The following is a 23,366-nucleotide window of genomic DNA, read 5'->3' as shown; positions in this document are numbered from 1 at the left end:
AACTGTTCCTACTCACTAATTTTTATCGAGGAAGCCATGCAAGTAACGACTGAAGCGGTTTCGGGCGTTGCCCGTCGTTTAAATGTGTCTGTACCGACGAGCCGTATTAACGAGCAATTTGAAGCTCGTTTGAAACGCACTGCCAAAACTGTGAAGATCAACGGCTTCCGTCCAGGTAAAGTACCTGAAAACGTTGTTCGCCGCGAATACGGTGCAAGCATTTATCAAGAAGTTGTAAATGACATCATTCGTGATAGCGTTTTTGAAGCAATTCAACAAGAAAAAATCAATGCGGTAGGTATGCCGAACATTGATAAAGTTGAACATAAAGAAGATGCTTTAGTTTTTGAAGCGACTGTAGAAGTTTATCCAGAAGTTGCAGTACAAGCATTCGACGGTTTAGAAGTTGAACGTAAAACAGCTGAAATTAAAGATGCTGACGTTGATGCTATGATCGAAAACTTGCAAAAACAACGTCAAACTTGGGCTGTTACCAAGGGCATGGCGAAAAAAGACATGCAAGTGACTTTTGACTTTGAAGGCACTATCGACGGTGAAAAGTTTGAAGGCGGTTCTGCTGAAGACTTTAAACTCGTATTAGGTTCAGGTCGTATGATTCCTGGCTTTGAAGACGGCATCGTTGGTATGAAAGCTGGTGAAGAGAAAGTAATTGATGTTACTTTCCCAGAAGATTACCAAGCTGAAAACTTGGCTGGTAAAGCAGCTCAGTTCAAAATCACTGTGAAGCAAGTTGAAAAATCAAAACTTCCAGAAATTGATGCTGAATTCTTGAAAATCTTCGGTGTAACTGAAGAAGAAGGCGTTGAGAAATTAAAAGCTGACGTTCGTAAGAATATGGAGCGTGAAGTTCGCAATGGTTTACGTAACCAAGTTAAACAAGCTGCTTTTGATGCACTTGTTGCTGCGAACGAAGTTGAAGTTCCAACTGCAATGGTTGCTCAAGAAATTGACCGCCAACGTCAACAAATGGTTCAACAATTCACTCAACAGTTCGGTGGTGCAGGCGCGCAATCTTTTGACAAGAGCATGCTTCCTGACGAATTGTTCAAAGAACAAGCAGAGCGTTCTGTTAAGCTTGGCGTATTGGTAAGCAAAGTTTTAGCTGATGCTAAACTTGAAGTTGACCAAGCTCGCGTTGATGCTTACATCGACGACATGGCTTCTTCTTACGAAGATCCAACTGAAGTGATTGAATACTTCAAAAATGATGCTCAACAACGTGCTCAAATCGAAGCAGTTGTATTAGAAGATCAAGTTGTTGATCACATCTTAGCTGGTGCTAAAGTGACTGACAAAGCTGTATCTTATGATGACTTATTGAAAGAACAACAAGCTCGCCGTATGGGCTAATCTTTTTAGAAGTTAGAAAAAGGCGCTTAGGCGCCTTTTTTGTTTTTCTTTATGTGGTCAATTTGAGTGCGACATTAAGTACTTAGGTATAAATAATATAATATTTCAGTGCGAACCTTTTGCAATTTGAGAAATTATCCCGCATATTGTTGCCATAGGTTAAGTCACAAAAAATTTAGGAATAAATAACGTATGTATGTTCCAACAATTGAAAATGCTTTAGTTCCTGTTGTGGTTGAACAATCTTCTCGCGGCGAACGTTCTTTTGATATTTATTCACGACTTTTACGTGAGCGCGTCATTTTTTTAACAGGTGAAGTTGAAGATAACATGGCAAATCTAATTGTTGCCCAAATGTTGTTTTTAGAAGCTGAAAATCCTGATAAAGATATCCACCTTTATATCAACTCTCCAGGTGGATCTGTGACAGCGGGCATGGCTATTTATGACACGATGCAGTTTATTAAACCTGATGTCGTGACATATTGTATGGGCCAAGCTGCTTCAATGGGTGCATTCTTATTAAATGCTGGTGCTAAAGGCAAACGCTATTGTCTAGAAAATGCCCGTGTCATGATTCACCAACCATTAGGTGGTTTCCGCGGTCAAGCATCGGATATTGAAATTCATGCGCGTGAAATTCTATTTATTAAAGAACGTTTAAACCGCTTAATGGCAGAGCATAGTGGTCAAGACTACGAAACTGTTGCTCGTGATACTGACCGTGATAATTTTATGACAGCACAGTCTGCTAAAGAATATGGTTTGGTTGATCAGGTGTTAAGTAAGCGTCCATAAGGACCTTCTTATATAAATAACTTGAGATGTTGAAAAAGATCTCCATTTAGTTATTTATGCAGTGCATCTTGCCCTAATATTTAAGATTCTATTTGTGGAGTGAATATGTCCGAACATCCTCAAGGACAAAAACATTGTTCATTTTGCGGTAAAACGCAGTCTGAAGTCGGGAAACTGATTGCAGGTGAGGACGCATATATTTGTAATGAGTGTGTGGATGTCTGCTTAGACCTTGTACAAACCAGCCAACAGGTTGAAGCAGGGGACTGGGCGAGTAAGGCATTGCCAAAACCACATGAAATACGTGCTGCGCTTGATCAATATGTGATTGGTCAAGATCTTGCCAAAAAGACATTATCTGTTGCGGTTTATAATCATTATAAACGCCTAAAAGTTGGTCATAATGGCCATGTGTCTAAAGAAGTAGAAATTGCTAAAAGTAATATTCTATTAATTGGACCTACAGGTTCGGGTAAAACTTTACTTGCGCAAACATTGGCTCGCCTTTTAGACGTTCCATTTGCAATGGCAGATGCAACGACATTAACCGAAGCTGGTTATGTCGGCGAAGACGTTGAAAATATTGTACAAAAACTTTTGCAAAAAGCGGACTACGATGTAGAGAAAGCTCAGAAGGGCATTATCTATATTGACGAGATTGACAAGATTACTCGTAAATCTGAAAACCCGTCAATTACTCGTGATGTTTCTGGTGAAGGTGTACAACAAGCATTGTTAAAAATGATTGAAGGTACAGTGGCTTCTATTCCTCCGCAAGGTGGACGTAAGCATCCGCAGCAAGAGTTTATTCAAATTGACACCTCGAATATCTTGTTTATTTGTGGTGGTGCATTTTCTGGTTTGGAAAAAATTGTACAGCAGCGTCAAGAGAAAGGCGGTATTGGTTTTACAGCTGATGTTAAAAACAAAGATGAAACCAAAAAACTTGCTGAATTGTTCCGTCAGGTTGAGCCAACCGACTTAGTGAAATTTGGTTTAATTCCAGAATTCATTGGTCGTTTACCAGTGATTGCGACACTTGAAGAGTTGGATGAAGAAGCATTAATGCAAATTTTGACTGAGCCAAAAAATGCATTAACTCGCCAGTATCAATATCTTTTCACTATGGAAAATGTTGATCTGATCTTTGAAGATTCTGCATTGCGTGCTATCGCGAAGAAAGCACTTGAACGCAATACGGGTGCGCGTGGTTTACGTTCTATTATGGAGAACGTGCTGCTTGAAACCATGTACGATTTACCAAGTCGTACTGATGTTGGAACAGTCATTATTAATGAAGCAGTCATTAATGGTGAAGCAGAACCTGTTTATAAAGCAGAGCGTCAACCTAAAGAAGCTGCAACGCATGAAAGTGTTGCTAAGGCAGATTTAAAGGTTATTGATTCGAAGTCTGCATAGATTTCATTCATCTAAAAAGCATGAATCGCGCGAGTGATTCATGCTTTTTTTGTTTTCAATTTATGTGCGTGGTGTTAATCTTAAAAATACAAAATACGCATAGTTTTGCGTTGTAAAAAATAAATCAAAAACAAAACGCTTTGAGGGATGCCATGCGTTATTTAATCGTATCTTTGTGCTGTGCCGGACTGTTTGTGGGCTGTCAAAGTTCATCTCATTTAGAAAAAAATACTGGTGAATTGACGGCAACCTTACCTAAAGTTGATGTTGAAAAAGAACCAGGTTTATTTGATCAATATCATGTGGGTGGTTTTGCTGTAGGTGGTTGGGTTAATCAAAAATTGGGTCAGACTTTTGTTCCAGTCAAACCACAAAATCAACAAGCTGCTGTTGTTTATCTTTACCGACCAGACACGAAATGGAACCGTCAGGAAATTGCAGCGATAAATCTCTTTGTGAATGGCAAGCGCATTCCGAGTCTATTACATAATCATTATTACTGGATTGAATTGCCAGCAGGCACTTATCGTCTTTCTGCGAGCCGCCCTCTACTTGGTATTCATTTTCAAGAACCGAAATATATTGATATCACTGTTGAGGCGGGAACGTCTTATTATTTGAAATATGATGAAGAGAACAAAATGGACCGTGGTGAACACACTGGCCCATTTATGTTAATGCAAGACAATATTGGACGTAAAGAGATAGCGTTTACTGAGCTTAAATCTTCTAGCTACAACTTTGTGGCTGAAGATGCTTCAGGAAAGATACGTCATAAACCACAAGAATTAAAGCCTGCCAAATATGATGAAAAATCAGATGTACATCTGATTAAGCCATTTAAATTATGGAATCCTTTAACTTGGTAATGGACTGCAAAAGATAAAGAAAAATTAAGACTTTTCTTTATCTTTCATGAGTGGGGCAAGAATTTTAAGCATCTCTTCTTGCATATGATCCCTTGCTTTAGGGTCATTAAAGGTCTGTTGTCCCAACTCCATCATATATTCTGAAATTTGCCCCATAATTTGCACGTTCTTGCGTGTAATTGATTGGCCTTCTGGAGTTTTCAAAAACTTCAAATTTGCTTGAACTTCCTCTTCAGTATAAGTCTTTAGGTAAATATCCTGTAAGGCTTGCGTGGTTTTAGGATTGCTAATGAGTTGATTGCTCGAATCTTTTAATAGTAAACCTAACTTTTTCGCGGCCTCTTTTTCTTTTGGACCTAAAGTTTTGATACCTGTGATATTACTAACGATCTGTTCTGCCTGTTGATCATAGTAAGGCGTTAATTCATTAATTGATTCTTTAAGTAGGTAATCAATTTGGCTCATTTGCATGAGTTCTTTTACTGAACTTAATTTGGCAGGAGAAGCAAATAAGCTTGTTGTAATACAGCTTAAGCAGAGACTGATTGAAAGATTTTTAAGAATAGGGCGAATAGTCATGAAATGACCTATATTCAATATATGGCGAGAGAGTGCATTTATTAATAGCACAGATTGAAGAAGTAATTGTTACAATTCTTTTCAGATTTTAAAATAAAAAAAGAATGCAAAAAAAAAAGCACCGAATTCGGTGCTTTTCTTGATTAGCCAGCTGCTGCATCGACTACTGGAATTTTTCCAATTTTCGCTTGCCAGATTTTTGGAGCTACTGCGTGAATTGAAGTACCGTTTACATCAACTGCAACAGAAACAGGCATATCTTCAACTACGAATTTGTAGATTGCTTCCATACCTAAGTCTGCAAACGCAACAACTTCAGCTTCGCGAACAGCTTTAGATACGAGGTAAGCCGCACCACCAACTGCCATTAAGTAAGTTGCTTTGTTGTCTTTGATTGCTTCAATTGCTGTAGGGCCACGATCAGCTTTACCAATCATACCGAATAGACCAGTATGTTCGAGTACTTTACGTGTGAATTTGTCCATACGTGTTGCAGTTGTAGGGCCAGCAGGACCAACGACTTCATCACCCACTGGATCAACAGGACCAACGTAGTAAATAAATTTACCTTTAAGATCAACTGGTAATTCTTCACCGTTGTCGATCATTTCAACCATACGTTTGTGCGCAGCATCACGACCTGTGTACATTGTTCCGCTAAGAAGTAATGTGTCGCCTGGTTTCCAAGAATCCATTTCTGCTTGAGTAATGGTATCAAGGTTTACGCGCTTAGATTGTGAAGAGTCCCAAGTTACTGAAGGGTAGTCTTCAAGTTTTGGTGCTTGAATATGAGCTACACCTGTACCATCAAGCTGGAAGTGAGCATGACGAGTAGCAGCACAGTTAGGAATCATACCTACTGGTTTACCAGCAGCATGACATGGGTAGTCTTTGATTTTAATATCAAGAACAGTCGTTAAACCACCAAGACCTTGAGCACCAATACCAAGTGCGTTTACTTTTTCAAAGATTTCGATACGAAGTTCTTCGATTTTGTTCTCTGGTCCACGGCGAAGTAATTCGTCCATGTTGATTTCTTCCATGAGTGCTTCTTTAGCAAGCATCATGGCTTTTTCAGCAGTACCACCAATACCGATACCGAGCATACCTGGAGGACACCAGCCTGCACCCATTGTTGGAACAGTTTTAAGAACCCAGTCAACAATCGAGTCAGATGGGTTAAGCATTGCAAGTTTAGATTTGTTTTCTGAACCGCCACCTTTAGCAGCAACAGTAATATCTACTTTGTTACCCGGAACGAGTTTGTAGTGAATTACAGCAGGGGTATTATCTTTTGTATTTTTGCGACCAAATGCTGGGTCAGCAAGTACAGATGCACGAAGAACGTTGCTGTTTTCAAGGTAACCTTGGCGAACACCTTCGTTTACCGCATCGTCTAAACTCATTGTTAAATCAAATTTAACATCTAAGCCCACTTCAAGGAAAACGTTAACAATACCAGTATCTTGGCAAATTGGACGATGACCTTCCGCACACATGCGAGAGTTAATTAGAATCTGTGCAATTGCATCCTTTGCGGCTTTGTTTTCTTCGCGATCATAAGCACGGCTCATCGCTTGGATAAAGTCTTGCGGGTGATAGTACGAAATAAACTGTAGGGCGTCCTTGATCGATGTAATCAAGTCATCTTGTTTGATAATCGTTGTCATACCAGAAAATCTCTTGAGCGGGCTGTTAGCTAGCGGGCTAAATTATATGACAAAAAGACAGTGTTGTGGGAGATTGGTTGATCTTTTGACCGAAAGTCGCATAAGAACATATTGAGGTGATTTAAAAGCCAGAAATCGAAAAATTATTTATTCTTGAATGACTAAAATAAAAAAAGCCATTTGAGCGGACATCAAATGGCGAGAGGTAGTAAAGGTTAATTATATTAATTATTTGGCAGCGGCTTGCTGTTCTGCCTGAATTGCGGTTAATGCAATGGTAAAGACGATGTCATCTACCAAAGCTCCACGAGACAAGTCATTAACAGGCTTGTTTAGACCTTGCAGCATTGGTCCAACGCTCACAACATTTGCAGCACGCTGTACTGCTTTGTAAGTGGTATTACCCGTATTTAAATCTGGGAAAATAAATACATTGGCACGGCCAGCAACGCGTGAGTCTGGTGCCTTTTGTCGTCCCACACTTTCAACGGAAGCTGCATCGTATTGAAGTGGACCATCAATGAGTAAGTCCGGGCGACGTTGCTGGGCAATTTGAGTTGCTTGCTGTACTTTTTCAACATCAGCACCTGTTCCCGAAGTACCAGTTGAGTAGCTGATCATGGCAATACGTGGGTCAATTCCAAATGCTTTCGCTGAGTCAGCCGACTGAATTGCAATTTCAGCAAGTTGCTCTGCTGTCGGGTCTGGGTTAATTGCACAGTCACCGTAGACATAGACTTCATCTGGTAAAAGCATAAAGAAGATTGATGAAACCAGTGAATAATCAGGGGCTGTTTTGATGAGCTGGAATGCTGGACGAACCGTATTGGCCGTGGTGTGTACCGCACCTGAAACTAAACCGTCGACTTGATCTAAAGCTAACATCATGGTGCCAAGCACTACGGTATCTTGAAGCTGTTCTTTCGCTTGAAGTTCGTTGAGTTTACCTTTACGTAGCTCAACCATTGGTGCAACGTATTGGTCACGAATACTATCAGGGTCGACAATTGCCAGCTCAGCAGGCAATTCAATACCACGTGCTTTTGCAACATCCTGTACGACATCTGGTTTAGCCAGCAAAATACAGTCAGCAATACCACGTGCTTGACAGATTGCCGCAGCTTGTATGGTGCGTGGTTCATCACCTTCAGGTAGTACAATTCGTTTTTTCGCTGCAATTGATTTTTGCACCAGTTCATGACGGAAAGCCGATGGCGACAGGCGAGGGGTAGCTGCATTGTTGCTGTGCTGTTTAAGCCATTCAACATCAATATGACTTGAAACAAATCGGGTCACTTGCTCAGCACGTTCAGTATCGTCGGTTGGAATTTCATTGCCAAAATTAGATAAACGCTGTGCAGTTTCAAGTGTGTTTAAACGGGTATGTAAAATCGGCAACCCTTGTTTAATCGCACTTTGACAAAACTCTAAAAGCTCGGGTGCTGGAGCTTCTCGTTCTGTAAGTACTAAACCCGCTAGAGGAATACCATTACTAGTTGCTAAACTACTTGCGAGTAAAACGTCGGTACGCTCAGATGCACTAATAATCAACTCGCCTGCAATAAACTTATTCAGTTCATATTCAATGCTTGAAGCAATTAAACTCGAATGCAAAATACGACGTGTTTTCGCTTCACCTTGATGTACCCATTGCCCATCAATGACATTTGCAATATCGAGAGTTCTTGGTACGCTTAGCGTGTTACTAAATGGAACCAGTCCAATGATTGGTAAATCGCTTGAGCCGAAATAGCGATTATATTTTTGCAGTTCGGTCGTAAATTTTGCGATTTCTTCAGTCGGTCGTAACGATGGATCAAACGCAACAGGAATTTGTGCTGTTTCTTCAGTTAATCCACGGGTACGCATAAAGAGTACACCAGCAGTACGATTTGACGCTGCTCCACCAAACTGGCGTAAATGAGCATCTACTTTTTCTGCGGCTTTTTTCGGGTTTTGAATATCTGCTGTGCTGACCAATACGACTTCTGCATCAAGCGCTTGTGCAAGACTTGCGTTGAGCTCACTGGCGAAGTGGTCTTGTCCGTTAGGTAATAAGCCTTCCACAATAATGACATCGTGGTCTGCTGCAACGCTACGGTGAAGACTAACAGCTTCTTCAAGTAATTCATCTACTTCCCCAGCGGCAATAAGCTGAGTTAATTTTTCATGTGAAATAGATTGAACGGTTTTACTTTGAAATAAGTGACCAAATAATGAAGTGGTTCGGTCAAGATGCTCTTGGTCTTCTTGAGAAAATGGTTTTAAAAAGCCAGCTTTAATCCCGTTGCAATCAAGTGCGTAAATCATGCCTAAACAAGCAGAGGTTAAGCCAACCCCTTCGCCTGTAGGAATCAATAAAATTGTATTCATATAAACCTATAAATAAATATCGAGTTTTCGCTGAGCTCTAATTAAGCAAGGCTTGCTACAGATGCTGTATTTTCTGCCGCTTCAACAACTTGACGAGTTTCTTTGGCAATACGACCTTCTTCATCTGTAGGAATGACCCAAATTTGAGGGCCAGTTCCATTGTCGATTCGCCCTTCAGTGCCACGTTTTAAGTTGTTGTTTTGATCTTTATCAAGCTGCAAACCAAAATGAGGTAAATAAGCTAAGGTTTTTTCACGAATATAAGCCGAGTTTTCGCCAATACCACCCGTGAAGATTAAGCCGTCTAAAGTTGGTAAGCCACAGCTTAATGCAGCAAGTGATTTTGCAAGGCGATAGCTAAACACTTCAATTGCAAGACAAGCATCTTCATTACCATTTTCAGCAGCTTCAATCACTGTACGCATGTCATTAGACAGTTGAGATAAGCCTAGTAAGCCACTTTCATTATTTAAAACTTTATCAATTTTTGCTAAATCCCAACCGAGGTTTTTCGCAAGGAAGCTATGTAAGCTTGGGTCGACGTCGCCACTACGTGTTCCCATCACCACACCTTCAAGTGGAGTAAGGCCCATAGATGTGTCAACACTTTGTCCATTCCATACTGCGCAAGTTGAACTGCCGTTTCCTAGATGCGCTGTTAACCATCCACCTTTTTTCAGGTTGCCTGAGAGCTCACTTGCTTTATCAGATACATAGGCGTGGCTCGTACCATGGAAGCCATAACGGCGGACATTGTGGTCAGTATATAAAAACTTAGGAATTGCATAACGGTATGCATGCGGTGGCATGGTCTGATGGAATGCAGTATCAAATACGGCAACTTGAGGTAATTCAGGAAATAGGCGTACGGTTGCGTCAATACCAATTAAATGTGCTGGGTTATGAAGCGGAGCCAAAGGCGTTGCTGCACGAATACGTTCAATAATTTCAGGAGTGAGTAATTCTGCTTTGGTTAAACTACCACCGTGTACAACACGATGTCCGATGGCTTGCGGTTTGTAGTTGGCAAGACGTGCAAGTAAAGTTTCTAAAGCTTTGGCATGGTCAGCATAAGGAATTGAAAGTTCAAGTGGTTCACCACCAACTGTAACTCCCTTAATACGAGCGTCAGCTGCCCCCAAGTTTTCTGCTAAACCGTAAATACGGTCTTCACGACGCTCTGAAACCAGTGCGTATTTAATAGATGAAGAGCCGCAATTGATAACTAATACTGATATAGCCACGTTGAAATACCCAAGTCCTGATTTAAAATAGTTTTCCTAACTTCCTGTTCAAGATGTATTATTTTTTTCATACAGATTGAACGGGTTGTCATGTTTTAACATGTGTTGTTTTTCTGTCCAAGATAGACTTTAGCCCATTAGACTTAAGCACTATCGACCATCAAATTATTTGTAACTAATATTTGTCCAGTATAAAGCTTAACCACTGTATTCCTTGTTTTTTTATATGCTTAGAAACGAGTTTTTTGTATATATTTATGAAAAAATAAACCTGAATGAAGGATGAATTTTAAATGGTAGAAACCAAACCGTTATTGAATAAGTGAGCTGGTTCTTTAAGTTAAATTTTAAGCATATATTACAAATAATATACGTAATTGAAATTAAGTTTTGATGGTATTAAGGGCGTGAAAAAAGAACCTAATATGGATTTATAAGTACTAAAAATTAGAATGAAAAGCTCATCATTTATATATTGTTAAATATATTTTATTATGTTGATTTACAATAAATTTACCGTATTTTTGAGATTTGGTTTAGCTGTAAATATACCTAAATATTAAATAAGTTTTTTGTCTAAAAGATAAACTCGTTATGTCTTTAAAGCTTGTACTGAGGCCATTACAGCAGCATTGGCTGGGGTTGCATGTCGCTTTTTGCCTGAATAATATTGTTCATCCTTTTTTCAAATGATCATAAAAAATATATCATTTGGTCTATTTTTCTTTTCCGGCTTATCCGGTTGTACAGGAGCGTCCAGCATGGACTTGCCGAATCCAATATTGGCAAAAGTGACCGAGCGTGTAATCGCCCGTAGTCAAAAAACTCGTTCTGCATATTTACAACGTATTGAACATGCACAAGGCAAATTTCCTGCTCGTGGGGCACTTTCATGTGCCAATCTGGCTCATGGTTTTGCCAGCATGGATGACAATGAAAAATTAATTATTAAAGTAGGTCGTGAACCAAATATTGGCATTGTGTCGTCATATAACGAAATGTTGTCGGCTCATGCACCCTATAAAACATTTCCAGATTTAATTAAAACAGCCGCTCGTGAAAATGGTGGCGTGGCACAGTTTGCAGGTGGTGTTCCTGCGATGTGTGACGGTATTACCCAAGGTAATGCTGGTATGGAACTCTCATTGTTCTCTCGTGAAACGATTGCAATGAGCACAGCAATTGCACTTTCTCATAACATGTTTGACGCAGCTTTGTGTCTAGGTGTTTGCGACAAGATTGTACCAGGCTTACTCATTGGGGCTTTGCAGTTCGGCTATTTACCTACTATTTTTGTGCCAGCTGGCCCAATGACTAGTGGGCTATCTAACGATGAGAAAGCTAAAATTCGCCAGCAATTTGCAACGGGTCAAGTTGGTCGAGATGCTTTGCTAGAAGCTGAGTCAGCTGCTTATCACGGACAAGGGACTTGTACTTTTTACGGTACAGCCAACAGTAACCAGATGCTGATGGAAGTCATGGGCTTACATTTGCCAAGCGCTGCATTTGTTCATCCTCACACACCATTACGTGATGCACTTACCGCAGAAGCTGCGATTCGTGTACTTGATTTAACAGTTGAGCGTGGAAACTACACGCCGATTGGTCATGTTGTCGATGAAAAAGCAATTATAAACGGCATTGTGGCGTTACTCGCTACAGGTGGTTCAACCAACCATACTTTGCATTTGATTGCGATTGCTCGTGCCGCTGGCGTTTTGATTGACTGGGATGACTTCGATGAATTGTCGGCTGTTGTTCCATTGCTCGCAAAAATCTATCCAAATGGTAAGGCCGATGTAAACCATTTCCAAGCTGCGGGTGGGGTTGCTTTCCTTATTCGTAACTTACTTGAAGCTAGCTTGTTGCATAACGATGTAACGACAGTGGCTGGTAGAGGTTTGCAGCATTACACCAAAGAACCAAAACTGATTGATGGCAAGCTCACTTGGATTGATGGTGTTGTTCAAAGCCTTGATGACAAAGTTCTACGTAGCATTGATGCGCCGTTTCAACCAGATGGCGGCTTGCGTTTAATGCAAGGTCGACTTGGTCGTGGTGTTATCAAGATTTCTGCTGTTGCGCCAGAGCACCGTAAAGTTAAAGCTCCAGCAATCGTGTTTGATTCTCAAGAAGCAGTACAAGCAGCATTTGATCGTGGTGAGTTACACCGAGATTTTATTGCAGTCGTTCGTTTCCAAGGTGCGCGTGCTAACGGTATGCCTGAATTGCATCGCTTAACGCCTGTGTTGGGTGTTTTACAAGATCAAGGTTTCCACGTTGCATTAGTAACCGATGGTCGTATGTCTGGTGCTTCAGGCAAAGTTCCTGCGGTGATTCATTTATCTCCTGAGGCCTTATTAAATGGGCCGATTGCTAAAGTTCAAACAGGCGATATGTTGATTATTGATGCTGAGGCCGGCGTACTCGATGTCGAAATAGATGAACAGACTTGGCTGTCGCGTCCTGTTGCACAGCCAGAACATCAGGCAGAAAACGAAGTTGGTTTTGGCCGTGAATTATTTGGTGTTTTCCGTGCTGCTGCTGCGCCAGCTGAACATGGAGCATCTGTATTTGGTGCATTGGTTGGTGAAACTTCACCAGAGCAGATTTGAGTCAAAGGAACTGAAAAATAATGATTAAAATTGAAGATATCGTCAAATTAGGCCCAGTCATTCCTGTATTGGCATTTGATTCTGCTGAGCAAGGTGAAGATGTATCACGTGCGTTGCATGCAGGTGGTGTAAAAGTCCTTGAAATTACATTGCGTACCGCTGCAGGTCTTGCTGCTATTGAGCGTGCGAGCCAATTGGCGGATGACATTGTGGTGGGGGTGGGGACGATTACCAAGCCAGAACATTGTGCTCAAGCTAAAAAAGCAGGCGCTCAATTTGGTGTATCTCCTGGTTTGACTAAAGATCTGCATTTGGCTGCACAAGATGCTGGCTTACCTTTACTACCGGGTGTGATGACACCAAGTGATCTGATTCAGGCGATTGAGTTGGGTTATGAGATTGTGAAGTTCTTCCCAGCTCAACAGGCAGGTGGAGTTGAGATGCTAAAAGCATTTTATGGTCCATTTCCAAACTTACGTTTTTGCCCGACTGGCGGAATTACGGCAGAATCAGCGCCAGATTTCTTAAAGCAACCAAACGTAGTGTGTGTAGGTGGTTCATGGTTAACGCCTAAAGCTGCTGTAGCTGCACAAGATTGGGCTGAAATTACTCGCTTAGCGCAAATTGCGAGTCAGTTGAGAGCACTGTAAATGTAGTCAATATTTATAAAAAATGAAGTGCATTCTATGTGCTTTAAGGCTGTATTGAGGTGGCCAGTTTGTGCTGGTCACACCTAAATATAAAAATTTAGTGTCTTAACAGTAGGAATTACTGTGGTTGAAGACCTTTGTTTGGGCAGTGTGCCTAAATAGTATTATTCCAAGGAGAAGTATCACATGGAGACCGTTCAGGGTGGCATGTTGCTTATCTACACTGTAATCGCGATTATTGCATTGGTTGTCATGATCGCGAAGTTCAGAATTTATCCATTTCTTGTTCTTATTATTGTTTCACTCGGTTTGGCTTTAGCTGTTGGCATGCCAATGGGCGATATTGTTAAGTCATATGAAGCTGGTACTGGTAAAACCTTGGGCCACCTTGCGATTGTAATCGCACTGGGAACGATGCTCGGTAAAATGATGGCCGAGTCGGGTGGCGCTGAGCGAATAGCAATTACTTTAATTAAATGGTTTGGTGAGAAAAATATTCACTGGGCCATGATGTTTATTGCGCTGATTGTTGGTCTTCCCGTATTTTTCGAAGTCGGTTTCGTTCTACTCATTCCAATTGCGTTCAACATTGCTAAGCGGACTGGCAAATCTTTACTGGTTGTTGGCTTGCCAATGGTTGCTGGTTTATCGGTTGTGCATGGTTTAATTCCACCACATCCCGCGGCATTGTTGGCAGTACAAGCCTATCATGCTGATATTGGTAAAACGATTGCTTACAGCTTAATCGTCGGTGTGCCAACGGCTATTGTTGCTGGGCCATTGTATGCACTTTGGATTAATAAGTACGTCAAATTGCCTGAAAATAACCCGTTAGCAAAACAGTTTATTGAAGCAGATACAAATAGAACTCGTGATTTGCCAAGCTTTGGGATTACCTTATTTACGATTATGCTACCAGTAGTGTTGATGTTAATCGGAAGTTGGGCAGATCTTTTCTTTGCACCACAGACTTTCGCAAATGATTTACTACGTTTCATTGGTACTTCTGATATCGCATTGCTTATTGCTGTACTGGTCAGCTTTATTACTTTTGGTACGATGCAAGGCTTTAACCGTGAACAAATTGAAAAATTCTGCGGCGGATGTTTAGCTTCTATTGCCGGAATTATGTTGATTGTTGGTGCTGGTGGTGGTTTTGGTGGCATTTTACGTGACACAGGGATTTCTAATGAGATTGTGTCCACAGCCTTGAAAGCAAATTTGTCGCCGTTATTGTTGGGCTGGTTTGTTGCAGCATTGATTCGTTTGGCAACAGGTTCTGCAACGGTTGCTATGGCTACCGCTTGTAGCATTGTTGCTCCAATTGCAGCTACGGCTGGTGTTGCTGTTAGGCCAGAACTTTTAGTACTTGCTACAGGCTCAGGCTCATTGGTTTTCTCACATGTAAATGATGCGGGATTTTGGTTAATCAAAGAATATTTTGGTATGACCGTGGGGCAGACACTCAAGACTTGGTCGGTATTGGAAACGATCATTTCCGTGTTGGGTTTATCTTTCACGCTACTGCTTAGCACTATTTTATAATTAAAGGTGAGTAATCCATGATTGTGATTGCAATGGGTGTCTGTGGAACAGGTAAAACCCTGATTGGTGAATTATTATCAGAGCGTTTGGCTTGTGAATTTCTCGACGGTGATACGCTTCATTCGGCAGCAAATAAAAGTAAGATGAGCCAAGGAATTCCTTTAACTGATGATGATCGTCTGCCATGGTTACAGGCGATTCGTCAGGTGATTGAAACCAAACAAAGAGATGGTGAAACAGCTGTATTTACATGCTCATCTTTAAAACGCATGTATCGCGATATTTTAAGAGGGCAAGATCAAAATATTAAGTTCGTCTACCTCAAAGGCTCTTATGAGTTATTGGAGCAAAGACTTGCGGCAAGATCAGGTCATTTCTTTGATCCATCATTGCTACAAACCCAGCTTGATACATTAGAAGAACCAGATCTTCACGAAGCAATAACGATTGATATTGCTTTGACACCTGAGCAGATTGTTGCGCAAGTCATGCAGCAACTTGGTGTAGTTAGTGATGTCTGCCAAGAATAATCATAGAAAAGTTTAAATGATAAAAAAACGCCTGATATTGATCAGGCGTTTTTTTGAATTGTTAAATCGGTTATTGGCGAATTTGACCGTCACCCAACACAATCCATTTCTGAGAAGTTAAACCTTCTAAACCAACTGGACCGCGGGCATGAATTTTATCTGTAGAGATACCAATTTCTGCGCCGAGGCCATATTCAAAACCATCAGCAAAACGAGTTGATGCATTGATTACAACTGAGCTTGAATCTACACGAGCTAAGAACTGACGAGCCAAAGTGTAATTTTCAGTCACGATTGCATCGGTGTGATGTGAACCATATTTGTTGATATGGTCAATTGCTTCATCAATGCCACTAACAACTTTAACAGCAAGAATTGGCCCCAAATATTCGGTATACCAATCTTCCTCTGTCGCTGGTTTTACAGAGGTACCCAAAATGCGACGTGTTTCTGGACACCCGCGAAGCTCAACTTGTTTTTCAGCATAGAGTTCAGCAATGCGTGGTAAGAAAACATCTGCAATTTTTTCATCAACAAGCAGAGTTTCCATCGCATTACAAACGCCATAACGATGTGTTTTTGCATTTAATGTAATTGGTAAAGCTTTTTGCAAATCTGCTTGTGCTTCAACAAATACATGGCAGTTACCATCAAGATGCTTAATAACAGGAATGCGCGCTTCGTTAGTTACACGCTCAATTAAGCTTTTTCCACCACGTGGAACGATTACATCTACATATTCAGCCATGGTAATAAGATGACCAACTGCCGCGCGGTCAGAAGTGTTAATCACTTGAACTGAATCTTCAGGTAAGCCAGCAACTTTTAAGCCATGCTTAATCGCTTCAGCAATTGCTTTATTTGACTCGAGTGCTTCTGAACCACCACGTAAAATAATGGCGTTGCCCGATTTAATGGCCAAAGATGCAGCTTCAAGGGTTACGTTTGGACGTGATTCGTAAATCATCCCAACAACACCTAAAGGCACACGCATTTTACCAATTTGAATGCCTGTGGGGCGATATGCAAGATCCGTAATTTCCCCAATTGGATCGACAAGTGCAATCACATCTTTTAGACCTTGCAACATTCCTTTAAAACGTGCGGGCGTAAGTTCAAGACGATCAAGCAATGCGCTGTCGAGCTGATTGCTACGACCTTTATCCATGTCGATTTGATTCGCTGCCAAAATTGCTGCCTGATTATTTTCTAAAGCAGTATAAATAGCAGAGAGTGCATGGTTTTTTAGTGAGGTTGAAGCACTTGTAAGGACACGAGAGGCCTGACGTGCTTGTTGCCCAACTGTTTGCATATATTGTTCAATTGAATCTTGCATAGCATTTTTTAATCATTTACCAATGAGTAAGATAGTAGCAGTCAAATGCGGAACAATGAATGGCTTTTTTTGAAAAATGTGACCGCCATAAAAAAACATTTAAATATTTTGCAAACTATTAGCGACTTAAACAAGATGAGCGGTCATTTGAGCGATTGCGTATATTTCACACAATTGTTTAGAATGTTATTGTGCAATACAAACTAATACAAATTTTAAAGTTTTGTGCATAAAAGATTACGTGTTCAAGAAGGAACTCTTGCAGCATAAAAAAATTACAGCAAGGAGGAAGCAAGGATATGAATTCCATTATTCAAATGGATTCGGAGATCAACCAAGCTTATGCCGGTTTTGGCTTTTTCGATATCTACCATAGAGATAGTTTTAAACAACCTGCTCGTACCACATGGATTGACGGCTGGAAAATTGAATATATGGCGATTGCCGACCCAAAAACGATTCACAATACGCCAATTGTGATTGTGGGCGGAGCTTTCCAGAATTTTAATTCTTATAAATATTGTGTTGAACAATTGTTTGAAAGTGGTCCGGTCATATTAATTGATTTACCTTCTATGGGCGCAAATCAGCAAATTACCAATCGGGACACAGGAGTATCAGCAGGTACTTTAGAGCTACCTGATTTGTCTAAAATGTTGGGACGCTGGTTAGATATTGTGGGACTACAAAAAGTTTCTGTGATGGGAATGTCTTTGGGGTCAGTGATTGCTTCTTGCTTTGCTTATCACCGTCCAGAATTAATGGATCGCATGATTTTAATGGGGGTTATGCAAAAGACCCGAAAAAGTTGGCGAATGATTTTGGAAGAGTCGCTCAAGCTCATGCAAGAAAACCGCATGGAAGAGTTTGGGCAAGCTGTAATTTTATATTTAGTTAATCATGCAAAATTAGATAAAACCCGCATGTCACCAACAGCCAAAAAATTATTTTTTAGGCAAATGGCTGAGTTTACGGGTACAGAGCGAGAACGTTATGAAATTAACTGTAATCGTCTTTTGCGGTTAACTGATGTACCCATTCCAGAGTGTAAAACGCTGGTTGCAGCAGGGCAGTACGATAGTTTTACTCTGCCTCATGAAAATGCGAATTTTGCTTTGCAATGCCCAGATATGGAATTTGCCCTTATTGCAAATGCGGACCATGTGCCACAGTTGCAGCGTCGTAAAGAAACCATGAGTTTGTTCACTTCATTTTTAAAAGGTGAATCTATCCAAAATTTGGATGGCATTATTCCTATGACACGTGAACAAATGCAAAACATGGAGCGCCGTGGGGAAGAGCGAGTTCGGGTTTTGCAGCCAAAAACCCAACTTACTCACCGAGAGTCTGATGTAGAGGTACCTGTAACGATTGTTGATATCACTTTCTTCGGTATATATTTAAAAATGGATGATGTTTCGCAGCTTGATTTTGTGAATGATCATCCACGTGATTTAGCACTACATTTAGAAGATGAAGAAGGTAGCTTTGCAATTGAGTGCTTAATTTTTGAAAGTACAGAGCAGGGTATTCGAGCTTTATTTAAACATGGTAGTTTCGAACTTGCTGATCGTTTAAGCCGTTTTATTGCTCGTCAAAAACAAGCAGTTTAATAATATAGTTAGAGATGGAAGCTCGTTTATTTCGAGCTTCCATTTTTTTATATTTGTTATTTTATTTGCGCGTGTATGGTCCAGACCAAGTCCCCTAAATGTTGTTCATGACTGTCTTGAGACGCTTGTCCAAAGAAAATTTGTGGTTGTTCCACGCTAACTTGATCGAACTCTGTATCTTTAAAAAAGTCTTCAACTTCTTTGGGATTTTTGAAGTGAAAACTAAACGAGCTTCGAGACATTAATTTCAATAATTTACTGCTATTCCAGATGATGCTGGCAAGTTTGTTTTTAACTGGTTCAGGGTAGAGGTCAGTTAAATAATGAAAATTTTTAAAAGAAGCGCCATAGTGAGCAATCGATTGAATCAGCTGTTTTAATAAATCTTTATCAAAGTAATTAATTAAACCTTCACTAATCACAACCAGTGGGCGGTTCGGGTCAAATACTTCAAATGCTTGTGCAAAAGCTTCTGTAAATAAATCAACTGATAAAACTTCAGGTGCATTTTTTTCAATTTGTTGTAACGCATTTTGTTTGGTTTGTGCCATATCGGGTAAATCAAGCTCCCGATAGGTAATCGAAGGGTAATGCTGTCTAAACCACCAGCCACGTGGAGACAGGCCACATGCTATTTCTAGAACTTGTAAATCAGGACTTTCTTGAATGAGTTGTTCTAAGTGATGATCAAGCATGGTGTGACGTTGTTTGAGCGTCGTGCGCATGCTACCCCCCACATATTTCTCTGCCCAAGACTCTATCGGATGAACCAAATATGCTAGTGATTTGCCTTTGGCTGTAGCAAGTGCTTCATGAGAGATCCCCATTTGATACCAGATATAGCCTGTATAGTGGGCTGTAAAAGAGATATGGCGGTGTTTTGAAAGTTGTTGTGTCATTCGTCCTGAGCTCGATTTATTGTTTTTCTGTGATCTTCATTGCCTAAGCGCTATAAGATCTTGAATTGAAATTACGTCATTTAAGTTGATTAATACATTACGGCGGAGTTTTGCTATTTTAAATGTTTCATATCGGGATTAACCTTCGGTTCGACCTACCTTGCGAAACGATGTTTCTCATTTGGCAAAAGTAGGCAAAACCTGAGGTACGAATAGCAAAGATTAATTATCTTTGCCGTACCGTAAAACGAAAGCTATGCTTTAGTAAATGCTACGCACTTCGTTTGTCTTGCGCAATGCGAAAGCGCTAACGCTTTTGCATTGCTCAGGTTGCAGATGACGCTTCTACGTATTCATAATTTAGATCGAATTTTTAAAGTCTTCAATGGCTGTTTTGACAGCTTGCCATTCATTTCCAAGCGATAAAGTTTCGCCAATCTGAATTTGTGGAATTTGGCCACGCATACGTTCAAGGCGTTCTTGATTTGGTAGCTCTAAGTTTGCAATACCTTCAAGTGCTGTACATGCTGCACTACGGTCGTTACACACAAGTCCCATATCACAACCAGCAGTTAAAGCAGCTTGAATACGTGCATCTGCGCCACCTGCTACACATGCGGCTTGCATGCTTAAGTCATCAGAGAAAAGTACACCATCAAACTTCAAACGGTTGCGTAGAATTTCTTGAATCCAGAACGGTGAAAAACCTGCTGGATTTGGATCGATCTGATCATAAATCACATGTGCAGGCATGAGCGCATCAAGCTGAGGCATAAGCTTAATGAAGCTTTGCATGTCATGGTTGTAAATTTCGTCATAGCTACGGCTATCGATTGCAGCTGCAACATGAGAGTCTGCTTTTACTGAACCGTGGCCCGGGAAGTGTTTGCCCGTGTTTGCCATTCCAGCTTTTTTCATGCCTTGCATAAACGCGCCAGCAAGCGGTGCGATATCCTCAATATTTCTAGAGAAACCACGGTCACCGATCACATCACTAATTGCATTGAGGTCTAAAACGGGTGCAAAACTAAAATCGATACCTACAGCCAAGACTTCAGTTGCCATGAGCCAGCCGCACTGTTCAGCCAGTTCAAGTGCTTTCTGAGGTTGAGTGATATAGAGTTCACCAAAACGACCCATGGCCGGTAATAAGGTAAAACCTGATCTTAGGCGCTGAACTCGCCCACCTTCTTGGTCGACAGCAATTAAAATATCTGGACGAATTTGACGCATGTGGTCCGTTAATGCACGGACTTGTTGTGGAGATTCAATATTTCGTGCAAATAAAATCATGCCACCGACTTGCGGAGCGCGTAATAGTTCAATATCTTCTTGAGTAAGTTCTGTGCCGGCGATGTCCAGCATCAATGCGCCAATCATATTGGTTCCATTTGAATTTTGATTGAAAAACAATAAGCGAATTTTGCAATGTTTTGCTACATTTTGTCAGTACAGAATATGATAAAACTACACGGTATAAACAATTTAGTTGGTTAAGATTTTGAATCTGCTTAGTTCATATCGAAAACAGAGCGTGTAAGATAGGAACACCCAAGGAAGTATTAAAAATTTATGAAACTTCAAACTATAGCTTGTGCAGTAGCGATCGCGACTGGCGGTTTATTCTTCACTCATACGATGAATGAAGCGAGAGCAGCAACCAATACTGCTGTGGTTTCTCAATCGATCCAGCCAACGCAAGAACAGGCTTTGGTGGCTCGCCAACTGGCAACTTTAGTTGATCGCCAACATTATTTAAATATGCGTCTGGATGCGACGACATCAAATCGTATTCTTGATATGTATTTAGATAGTCTTGATCCGGATCACTCTCTATTTTTAGACGCTGAAGTTCAAAATTATAAAAAACTATATGGTTCAAATTTTGGTGCTTCTTTAAAAGCGGGGAATTTGACTGGACCGTTTGCCATTCACCAGCAATATCGTGAACGCTTAAAACAATTTTATGAGTTCATGTTAGCTGAGCTGAAACAGCAGCAAAATTTAAAACAGCCAAATAGCTATATTGAAGTAGATCGCGAAAAAGCGCCGTATTTTAAAACATCGGCTGAGCAACAAAATCACTGGCGTAAAATGTTGGTTTCACAGTTAATCAACTTAACCATTAGCCGTGAAGAAGAGCAGGCGAAACAAAAAGCGCTTAAAGAAAACCCATCACTTGCTGATGGTCAAGATTTAACTGGCCCAGAAGATTTAACACCAGCTCAGACTTTAACTAAACGTTATACGCGTCAGCTTGAAAGAATTAGTCGTGTGAAAAGCGATGATGTGTTGGACAAAACATTGAACGCCATGTTGGCGACTTATGATCCACACAGTAACTATTACCCACCAATCGATGCGATAGAATTGAATCGCCAAACGACCTTGCAGCTTGAAGGTATTGGTGTGTCGATTCGTCCAGAGCGTGGCAATGAAGATTACACCAAGATTGAAACCATTGTAGAAGGTGGTCCTGCAAGTAAGTCTGGCCAAGTGAAATCAGGAGATCGAATCGTTGGAGTCGCCCAAGAAGGCGAGAAAATGATTGATGTGGTTGGTTGGACAAGTTCTGAAATTGTTGGACTCATTCGTGGTAAGCGTGGAACCAAAGTCACGTTAAAACTTCTTGGTGCTGGCGCATCAATGAGTCAAGCACGTAATGTGACCTTAGTGCGTGATGTGATTCAAGAAGAAGATGCTGGTGTTCGTTCACGTACAGTTGAAGTGACACGTGATGGTAAAAAGCATGTGTTGGGCGTGATTGAAATTCCATCATTCTATTTTGACTATCGTTCACGTCGTGCGGGTCAACAATATCGTTCAGTTTCTGAAGATACAGCAAATGCTTTTGAAGCGTTAAAAGCGAAAAAAGTAGAAGGTATTATTATCGACTTGCGTAATGACCCAGGTGGTTCATTAGAAGAAGTTGCACGTATGCTGGGTCAAGTGATTAAGTCAGGTCCAGTGGTTCAAATTCGTGATGGCAATGGCAACGTAAGTGTTTTTGAAGACAACGATGGTGGCCAGCAAGTTTACACAGGTCCACTCGCTGTAATGGTGAACTTGGCATCGGCATCTGCAAGTGAGATTTACTCTGCTGCAATCCAAGACTATGAGCGCGGTATTATTATTGGTAGTACAACGACTGGTAAGGGTACAGCTCAGGTACAACTTGATACTCTGGCATACGGTCAAGCGACTTTAACTCAGCGTAAGTTCTACCGTATTACAGGTGGTAGTACACAAAATAAAGGTGTAGTGCCAGACATTAAACTCGTCGATATCTATAACGAAGAGTTTGGTGAACGTAAATCGAAGAATGCGTTGAAGTGGGACACAATTCCTACAGCACCATTTAAACGTGAAGGCTCTGTGCAACCTTATGTGGCCAAGTTGTCTCAATTCTCTGAACAACGTGTTGCTAATGATGCCCAGTTTAAATATCTAAATAAACGTACCGCGATTGCCAAAGTTACGAGTGATCAGAAACAAGTGGTGCTTGATATTGATAAACGCCGTGCTGAATTACTTGGTCTAGAGAAACAAACTTTAGATGCAGAAAATGAACGCCGTGCTGCAACTGGTCAAAAGCCTTTTGCAAACTGGGAAAGCTATCAAGCTTCATTAGATGCTCTAGCTGAATCTCGCGCTAAAATGAAAGCATCTCAACGCCCTGCATTACCAGAGGAAGAAACTTTTGTGACTGAAGCTGCAAATGTACTCATGGACTATGCAAAATTGCAAAATCGCTAAGTATTACTAGGTTTTAAGAGAAAAGCATGCTGTTATCAGTGTGCTTTTTTTATTTTTCATGTCAGTAAACTGTCACGCATTTATCATCAAAATGTCAAA

Annotated in this window: 17 protein-coding genes and 1 pseudogene; 10 read left to right on the top strand and 8 right to left on the bottom strand. The window is 40.8% G+C overall.

What is annotated here, in order from left to right; genetic code table 11:
- The first annotated feature begins 36 nt into the window (after nt 1-36).
- The 4 genes from tig (at nt 37) to QLG01_RS05005 (ending at nt 4,457) form a co-directional block, all read left to right on the top strand.
- A complete protein-coding gene (gene tig / locus QLG01_RS05020) occupies nt 37-1,371 on the top strand; it encodes a trigger factor (protein WP_151821260.1) in 1,335 nt (444 codons plus the stop codon).
- Nucleotides 1,372-1,563: 192 nt separating this feature from the next.
- A complete protein-coding gene (gene clpP, locus QLG01_RS05015) occupies nt 1,564-2,169 on the top strand; it encodes an ATP-dependent Clp endopeptidase proteolytic subunit ClpP (protein WP_003654845.1) in 606 nt (201 codons plus the stop codon).
- Nucleotides 2,170-2,274: 105 nt separating this feature from the next.
- Nucleotides 2,275-3,588, top strand: coding sequence for an ATP-dependent Clp protease ATP-binding subunit ClpX (gene clpX / locus QLG01_RS05010; protein WP_005302193.1), 1,314 nt, complete (start codon nt 2,275-2,277; stop codon nt 3,586-3,588).
- Between the two features lie 152 nt (nt 3,589-3,740).
- Nucleotides 3,741-4,457: a DUF2846 domain-containing protein gene (locus QLG01_RS05005; RefSeq protein ID WP_282495954.1), complete on the top strand. Its 717-nt coding sequence runs from the start codon at nt 3,741-3,743 to the stop codon at nt 4,455-4,457.
- A gap of 24 nt (nt 4,458-4,481) precedes the next feature.
- Here QLG01_RS05005 and QLG01_RS05000 read toward each other — a convergent pair whose 3' ends face one another.
- The 5 genes and pseudogenes from QLG01_RS05000 to QLG01_RS04980 form a co-directional block, all read right to left on the bottom strand.
- Nucleotides 4,482-5,036: a DUF2059 domain-containing protein gene (locus QLG01_RS05000; protein WP_151768602.1), complete on the bottom strand. Its 555-nt coding sequence runs from the start codon at nt 5,034-5,036 to the stop codon at nt 4,482-4,484.
- A gap of 143 nt (nt 5,037-5,179) precedes the next feature.
- Nucleotides 5,180-6,706, bottom strand: coding sequence for a fumarate hydratase (locus tag QLG01_RS04995; RefSeq protein WP_005302199.1), 1,527 nt, complete (start codon nt 6,704-6,706; stop codon nt 5,180-5,182).
- Between the two features lie 228 nt (nt 6,707-6,934).
- Nucleotides 6,935-9,079, bottom strand: coding sequence for a phosphate acetyltransferase (pta, locus tag QLG01_RS04990; RefSeq protein ID WP_005302202.1), 2,145 nt, complete (start codon nt 9,077-9,079; stop codon nt 6,935-6,937).
- Between the two features lie 41 nt (nt 9,080-9,120).
- Complete coding sequence (locus QLG01_RS04985) at nt 9,121-10,323, bottom strand: acetate kinase (protein ID WP_005302205.1); 1,203 nt, start codon at nt 10,321-10,323, stop codon at nt 9,121-9,123.
- Nucleotides 10,305-10,425, bottom strand: a pseudogene (locus tag QLG01_RS04980) (hypothetical protein). The gene QLG01_RS04985 and the pseudogene QLG01_RS04980 overlap by 19 nt, the downstream one beginning before the upstream one ends.
- A gap of 659 nt (nt 10,426-11,084) precedes the next feature.
- Between QLG01_RS04980 and edd the strand changes: the two are divergent.
- From edd to QLG01_RS04960, 4 genes are all read left to right on the top strand, one after another.
- Nucleotides 11,085-12,938: a phosphogluconate dehydratase gene (gene edd / locus QLG01_RS04975; RefSeq protein ID WP_282495953.1), complete on the top strand. Its 1,854-nt coding sequence runs from the start codon at nt 11,085-11,087 to the stop codon at nt 12,936-12,938.
- A gap of 20 nt (nt 12,939-12,958) precedes the next feature.
- The gene (gene eda, locus QLG01_RS04970) at nt 12,959-13,588 is read left to right on the top strand and encodes a bifunctional 4-hydroxy-2-oxoglutarate aldolase/2-dehydro-3-deoxy-phosphogluconate aldolase (RefSeq protein ID WP_005302210.1); all 630 of its coding nucleotides are present in this window, start codon (nt 12,959-12,961) and stop codon (nt 13,586-13,588) included.
- A gap of 186 nt (nt 13,589-13,774) precedes the next feature.
- Nucleotides 13,775-15,133: a gluconate:H+ symporter gene (locus tag QLG01_RS04965; RefSeq protein WP_151988847.1), complete on the top strand. Its 1,359-nt coding sequence runs from the start codon at nt 13,775-13,777 to the stop codon at nt 15,131-15,133.
- A 17-nt stretch (nt 15,134-15,150) separates the two neighbouring features.
- A complete protein-coding gene (locus QLG01_RS04960; protein ID WP_005302215.1) occupies nt 15,151-15,663 on the top strand; it encodes a gluconokinase in 513 nt (170 codons plus the stop codon).
- A gap of 70 nt (nt 15,664-15,733) precedes the next feature.
- Here the strand turns inward: QLG01_RS04960 and QLG01_RS04955 are convergent, their stop codons facing one another.
- Nucleotides 15,734-16,999: a glutamate-5-semialdehyde dehydrogenase gene (locus QLG01_RS04955; protein WP_151767324.1), complete on the bottom strand. Its 1,266-nt coding sequence runs from the start codon at nt 16,997-16,999 to the stop codon at nt 15,734-15,736.
- Nucleotides 17,000-17,298: 299 nt separating this feature from the next.
- Between QLG01_RS04955 and QLG01_RS04950 the strand changes: the two genes are divergently transcribed.
- Nucleotides 17,299-18,612 carry an alpha/beta hydrolase gene (locus QLG01_RS04950; protein WP_282495952.1) on the top strand — a complete coding sequence of 438 codons (1,314 nt, stop codon included), beginning with the start codon at nt 17,299-17,301 and terminating at the stop codon, nt 18,610-18,612.
- 56 nt (nt 18,613-18,668) lie between these two features.
- Here the strand turns inward: QLG01_RS04950 and QLG01_RS04945 are convergent, their stop codons facing one another.
- Both QLG01_RS04945 and nagZ read right to left on the bottom strand, forming a co-directional pair.
- Entirely contained in the window at nt 18,669-19,511 is an 843-nt protein-coding gene (locus QLG01_RS04945) for a class I SAM-dependent methyltransferase (RefSeq protein ID WP_224973925.1), read from the bottom strand.
- 360 nt (nt 19,512-19,871) lie between these two features.
- Complete coding sequence (gene nagZ / locus QLG01_RS04940; RefSeq protein WP_282495951.1) at nt 19,872-20,891, bottom strand: beta-N-acetylhexosaminidase; 1,020 nt, start codon at nt 20,889-20,891, stop codon at nt 19,872-19,874.
- Between the two features lie 192 nt (nt 20,892-21,083).
- Here nagZ and QLG01_RS04935 point away from each other — a divergent pair, with 192 nt between their 5' ends.
- Nucleotides 21,084-23,267, top strand: coding sequence for a carboxy terminal-processing peptidase (locus tag QLG01_RS04935; protein WP_004794726.1), 2,184 nt, complete (start codon nt 21,084-21,086; stop codon nt 23,265-23,267).
- Nucleotides 23,268-23,366 lie beyond the last annotated feature (99 nt).

The organism is Acinetobacter sp. V89_4, assembly GCF_029967875.1.
In the GTDB taxonomy this organism is placed as follows: Bacteria; Pseudomonadota; Gammaproteobacteria; order Pseudomonadales; family Moraxellaceae; genus Acinetobacter; species Acinetobacter oleivorans.
Note: the sequence above shows the minus strand (reverse complement) of the source record. Positions and strands in the feature narration are given on the sequence as shown.

Excerpts from the sequence above, each read along its gene's own strand:
- QLG01_RS04955 (WP_151767324.1), bottom strand. The coding sequence starts at position 16,999 with ATGCAAGATTCAATTGAACAATATATGCAAACAGTTGGGCAACAAGCA.
- QLG01_RS04945 (WP_224973925.1), bottom strand. The coding sequence starts at position 19,511 with ATGACACAACAACTTTCAAAACACCGCCATATCTCTTTTACAGCCCAC.
- QLG01_RS04960 (WP_005302215.1), top strand. The coding sequence starts at position 15,151 with ATGATTGTGATTGCAATGGGTGTCTGTGGAACAGGTAAAACCCTGATT.
- QLG01_RS04935 (WP_004794726.1), top strand. The coding sequence starts at position 21,084 with ATGAAACTTCAAACTATAGCTTGTGCAGTAGCGATCGCGACTGGCGGT.
- QLG01_RS05005 (WP_282495954.1), top strand. The coding sequence starts at position 3,741 with ATGCGTTATTTAATCGTATCTTTGTGCTGTGCCGGACTGTTTGTGGGC.
- nagZ (WP_282495951.1), bottom strand. The coding sequence starts at position 20,891 with ATGATTGGCGCATTGATGCTGGACATCGCCGGCACAGAACTTACTCAA.
- QLG01_RS05000 (WP_151768602.1), bottom strand. The coding sequence starts at position 5,036 with ATGACTATTCGCCCTATTCTTAAAAATCTTTCAATCAGTCTCTGCTTA.
- eda (WP_005302210.1), top strand. The coding sequence starts at position 12,959 with ATGATTAAAATTGAAGATATCGTCAAATTAGGCCCAGTCATTCCTGTA.
- QLG01_RS04995 (WP_005302199.1), bottom strand. The coding sequence starts at position 6,706 with ATGACAACGATTATCAAACAAGATGACTTGATTACATCGATCAAGGAC.
- clpP (WP_003654845.1), top strand. The coding sequence starts at position 1,564 with ATGTATGTTCCAACAATTGAAAATGCTTTAGTTCCTGTTGTGGTTGAA.
- edd (WP_282495953.1), top strand. The coding sequence starts at position 11,085 with ATGGACTTGCCGAATCCAATATTGGCAAAAGTGACCGAGCGTGTAATC.
- tig (WP_151821260.1), top strand. The coding sequence starts at position 37 with ATGCAAGTAACGACTGAAGCGGTTTCGGGCGTTGCCCGTCGTTTAAAT.
- pta (WP_005302202.1), bottom strand. The coding sequence starts at position 9,079 with ATGAATACAATTTTATTGATTCCTACAGGCGAAGGGGTTGGCTTAACC.
- QLG01_RS04965 (WP_151988847.1), top strand. The coding sequence starts at position 13,775 with ATGGAGACCGTTCAGGGTGGCATGTTGCTTATCTACACTGTAATCGCG.
- QLG01_RS04950 (WP_282495952.1), top strand. The coding sequence starts at position 17,299 with ATGAATTCCATTATTCAAATGGATTCGGAGATCAACCAAGCTTATGCC.
- clpX (WP_005302193.1), top strand. The coding sequence starts at position 2,275 with ATGTCCGAACATCCTCAAGGACAAAAACATTGTTCATTTTGCGGTAAA.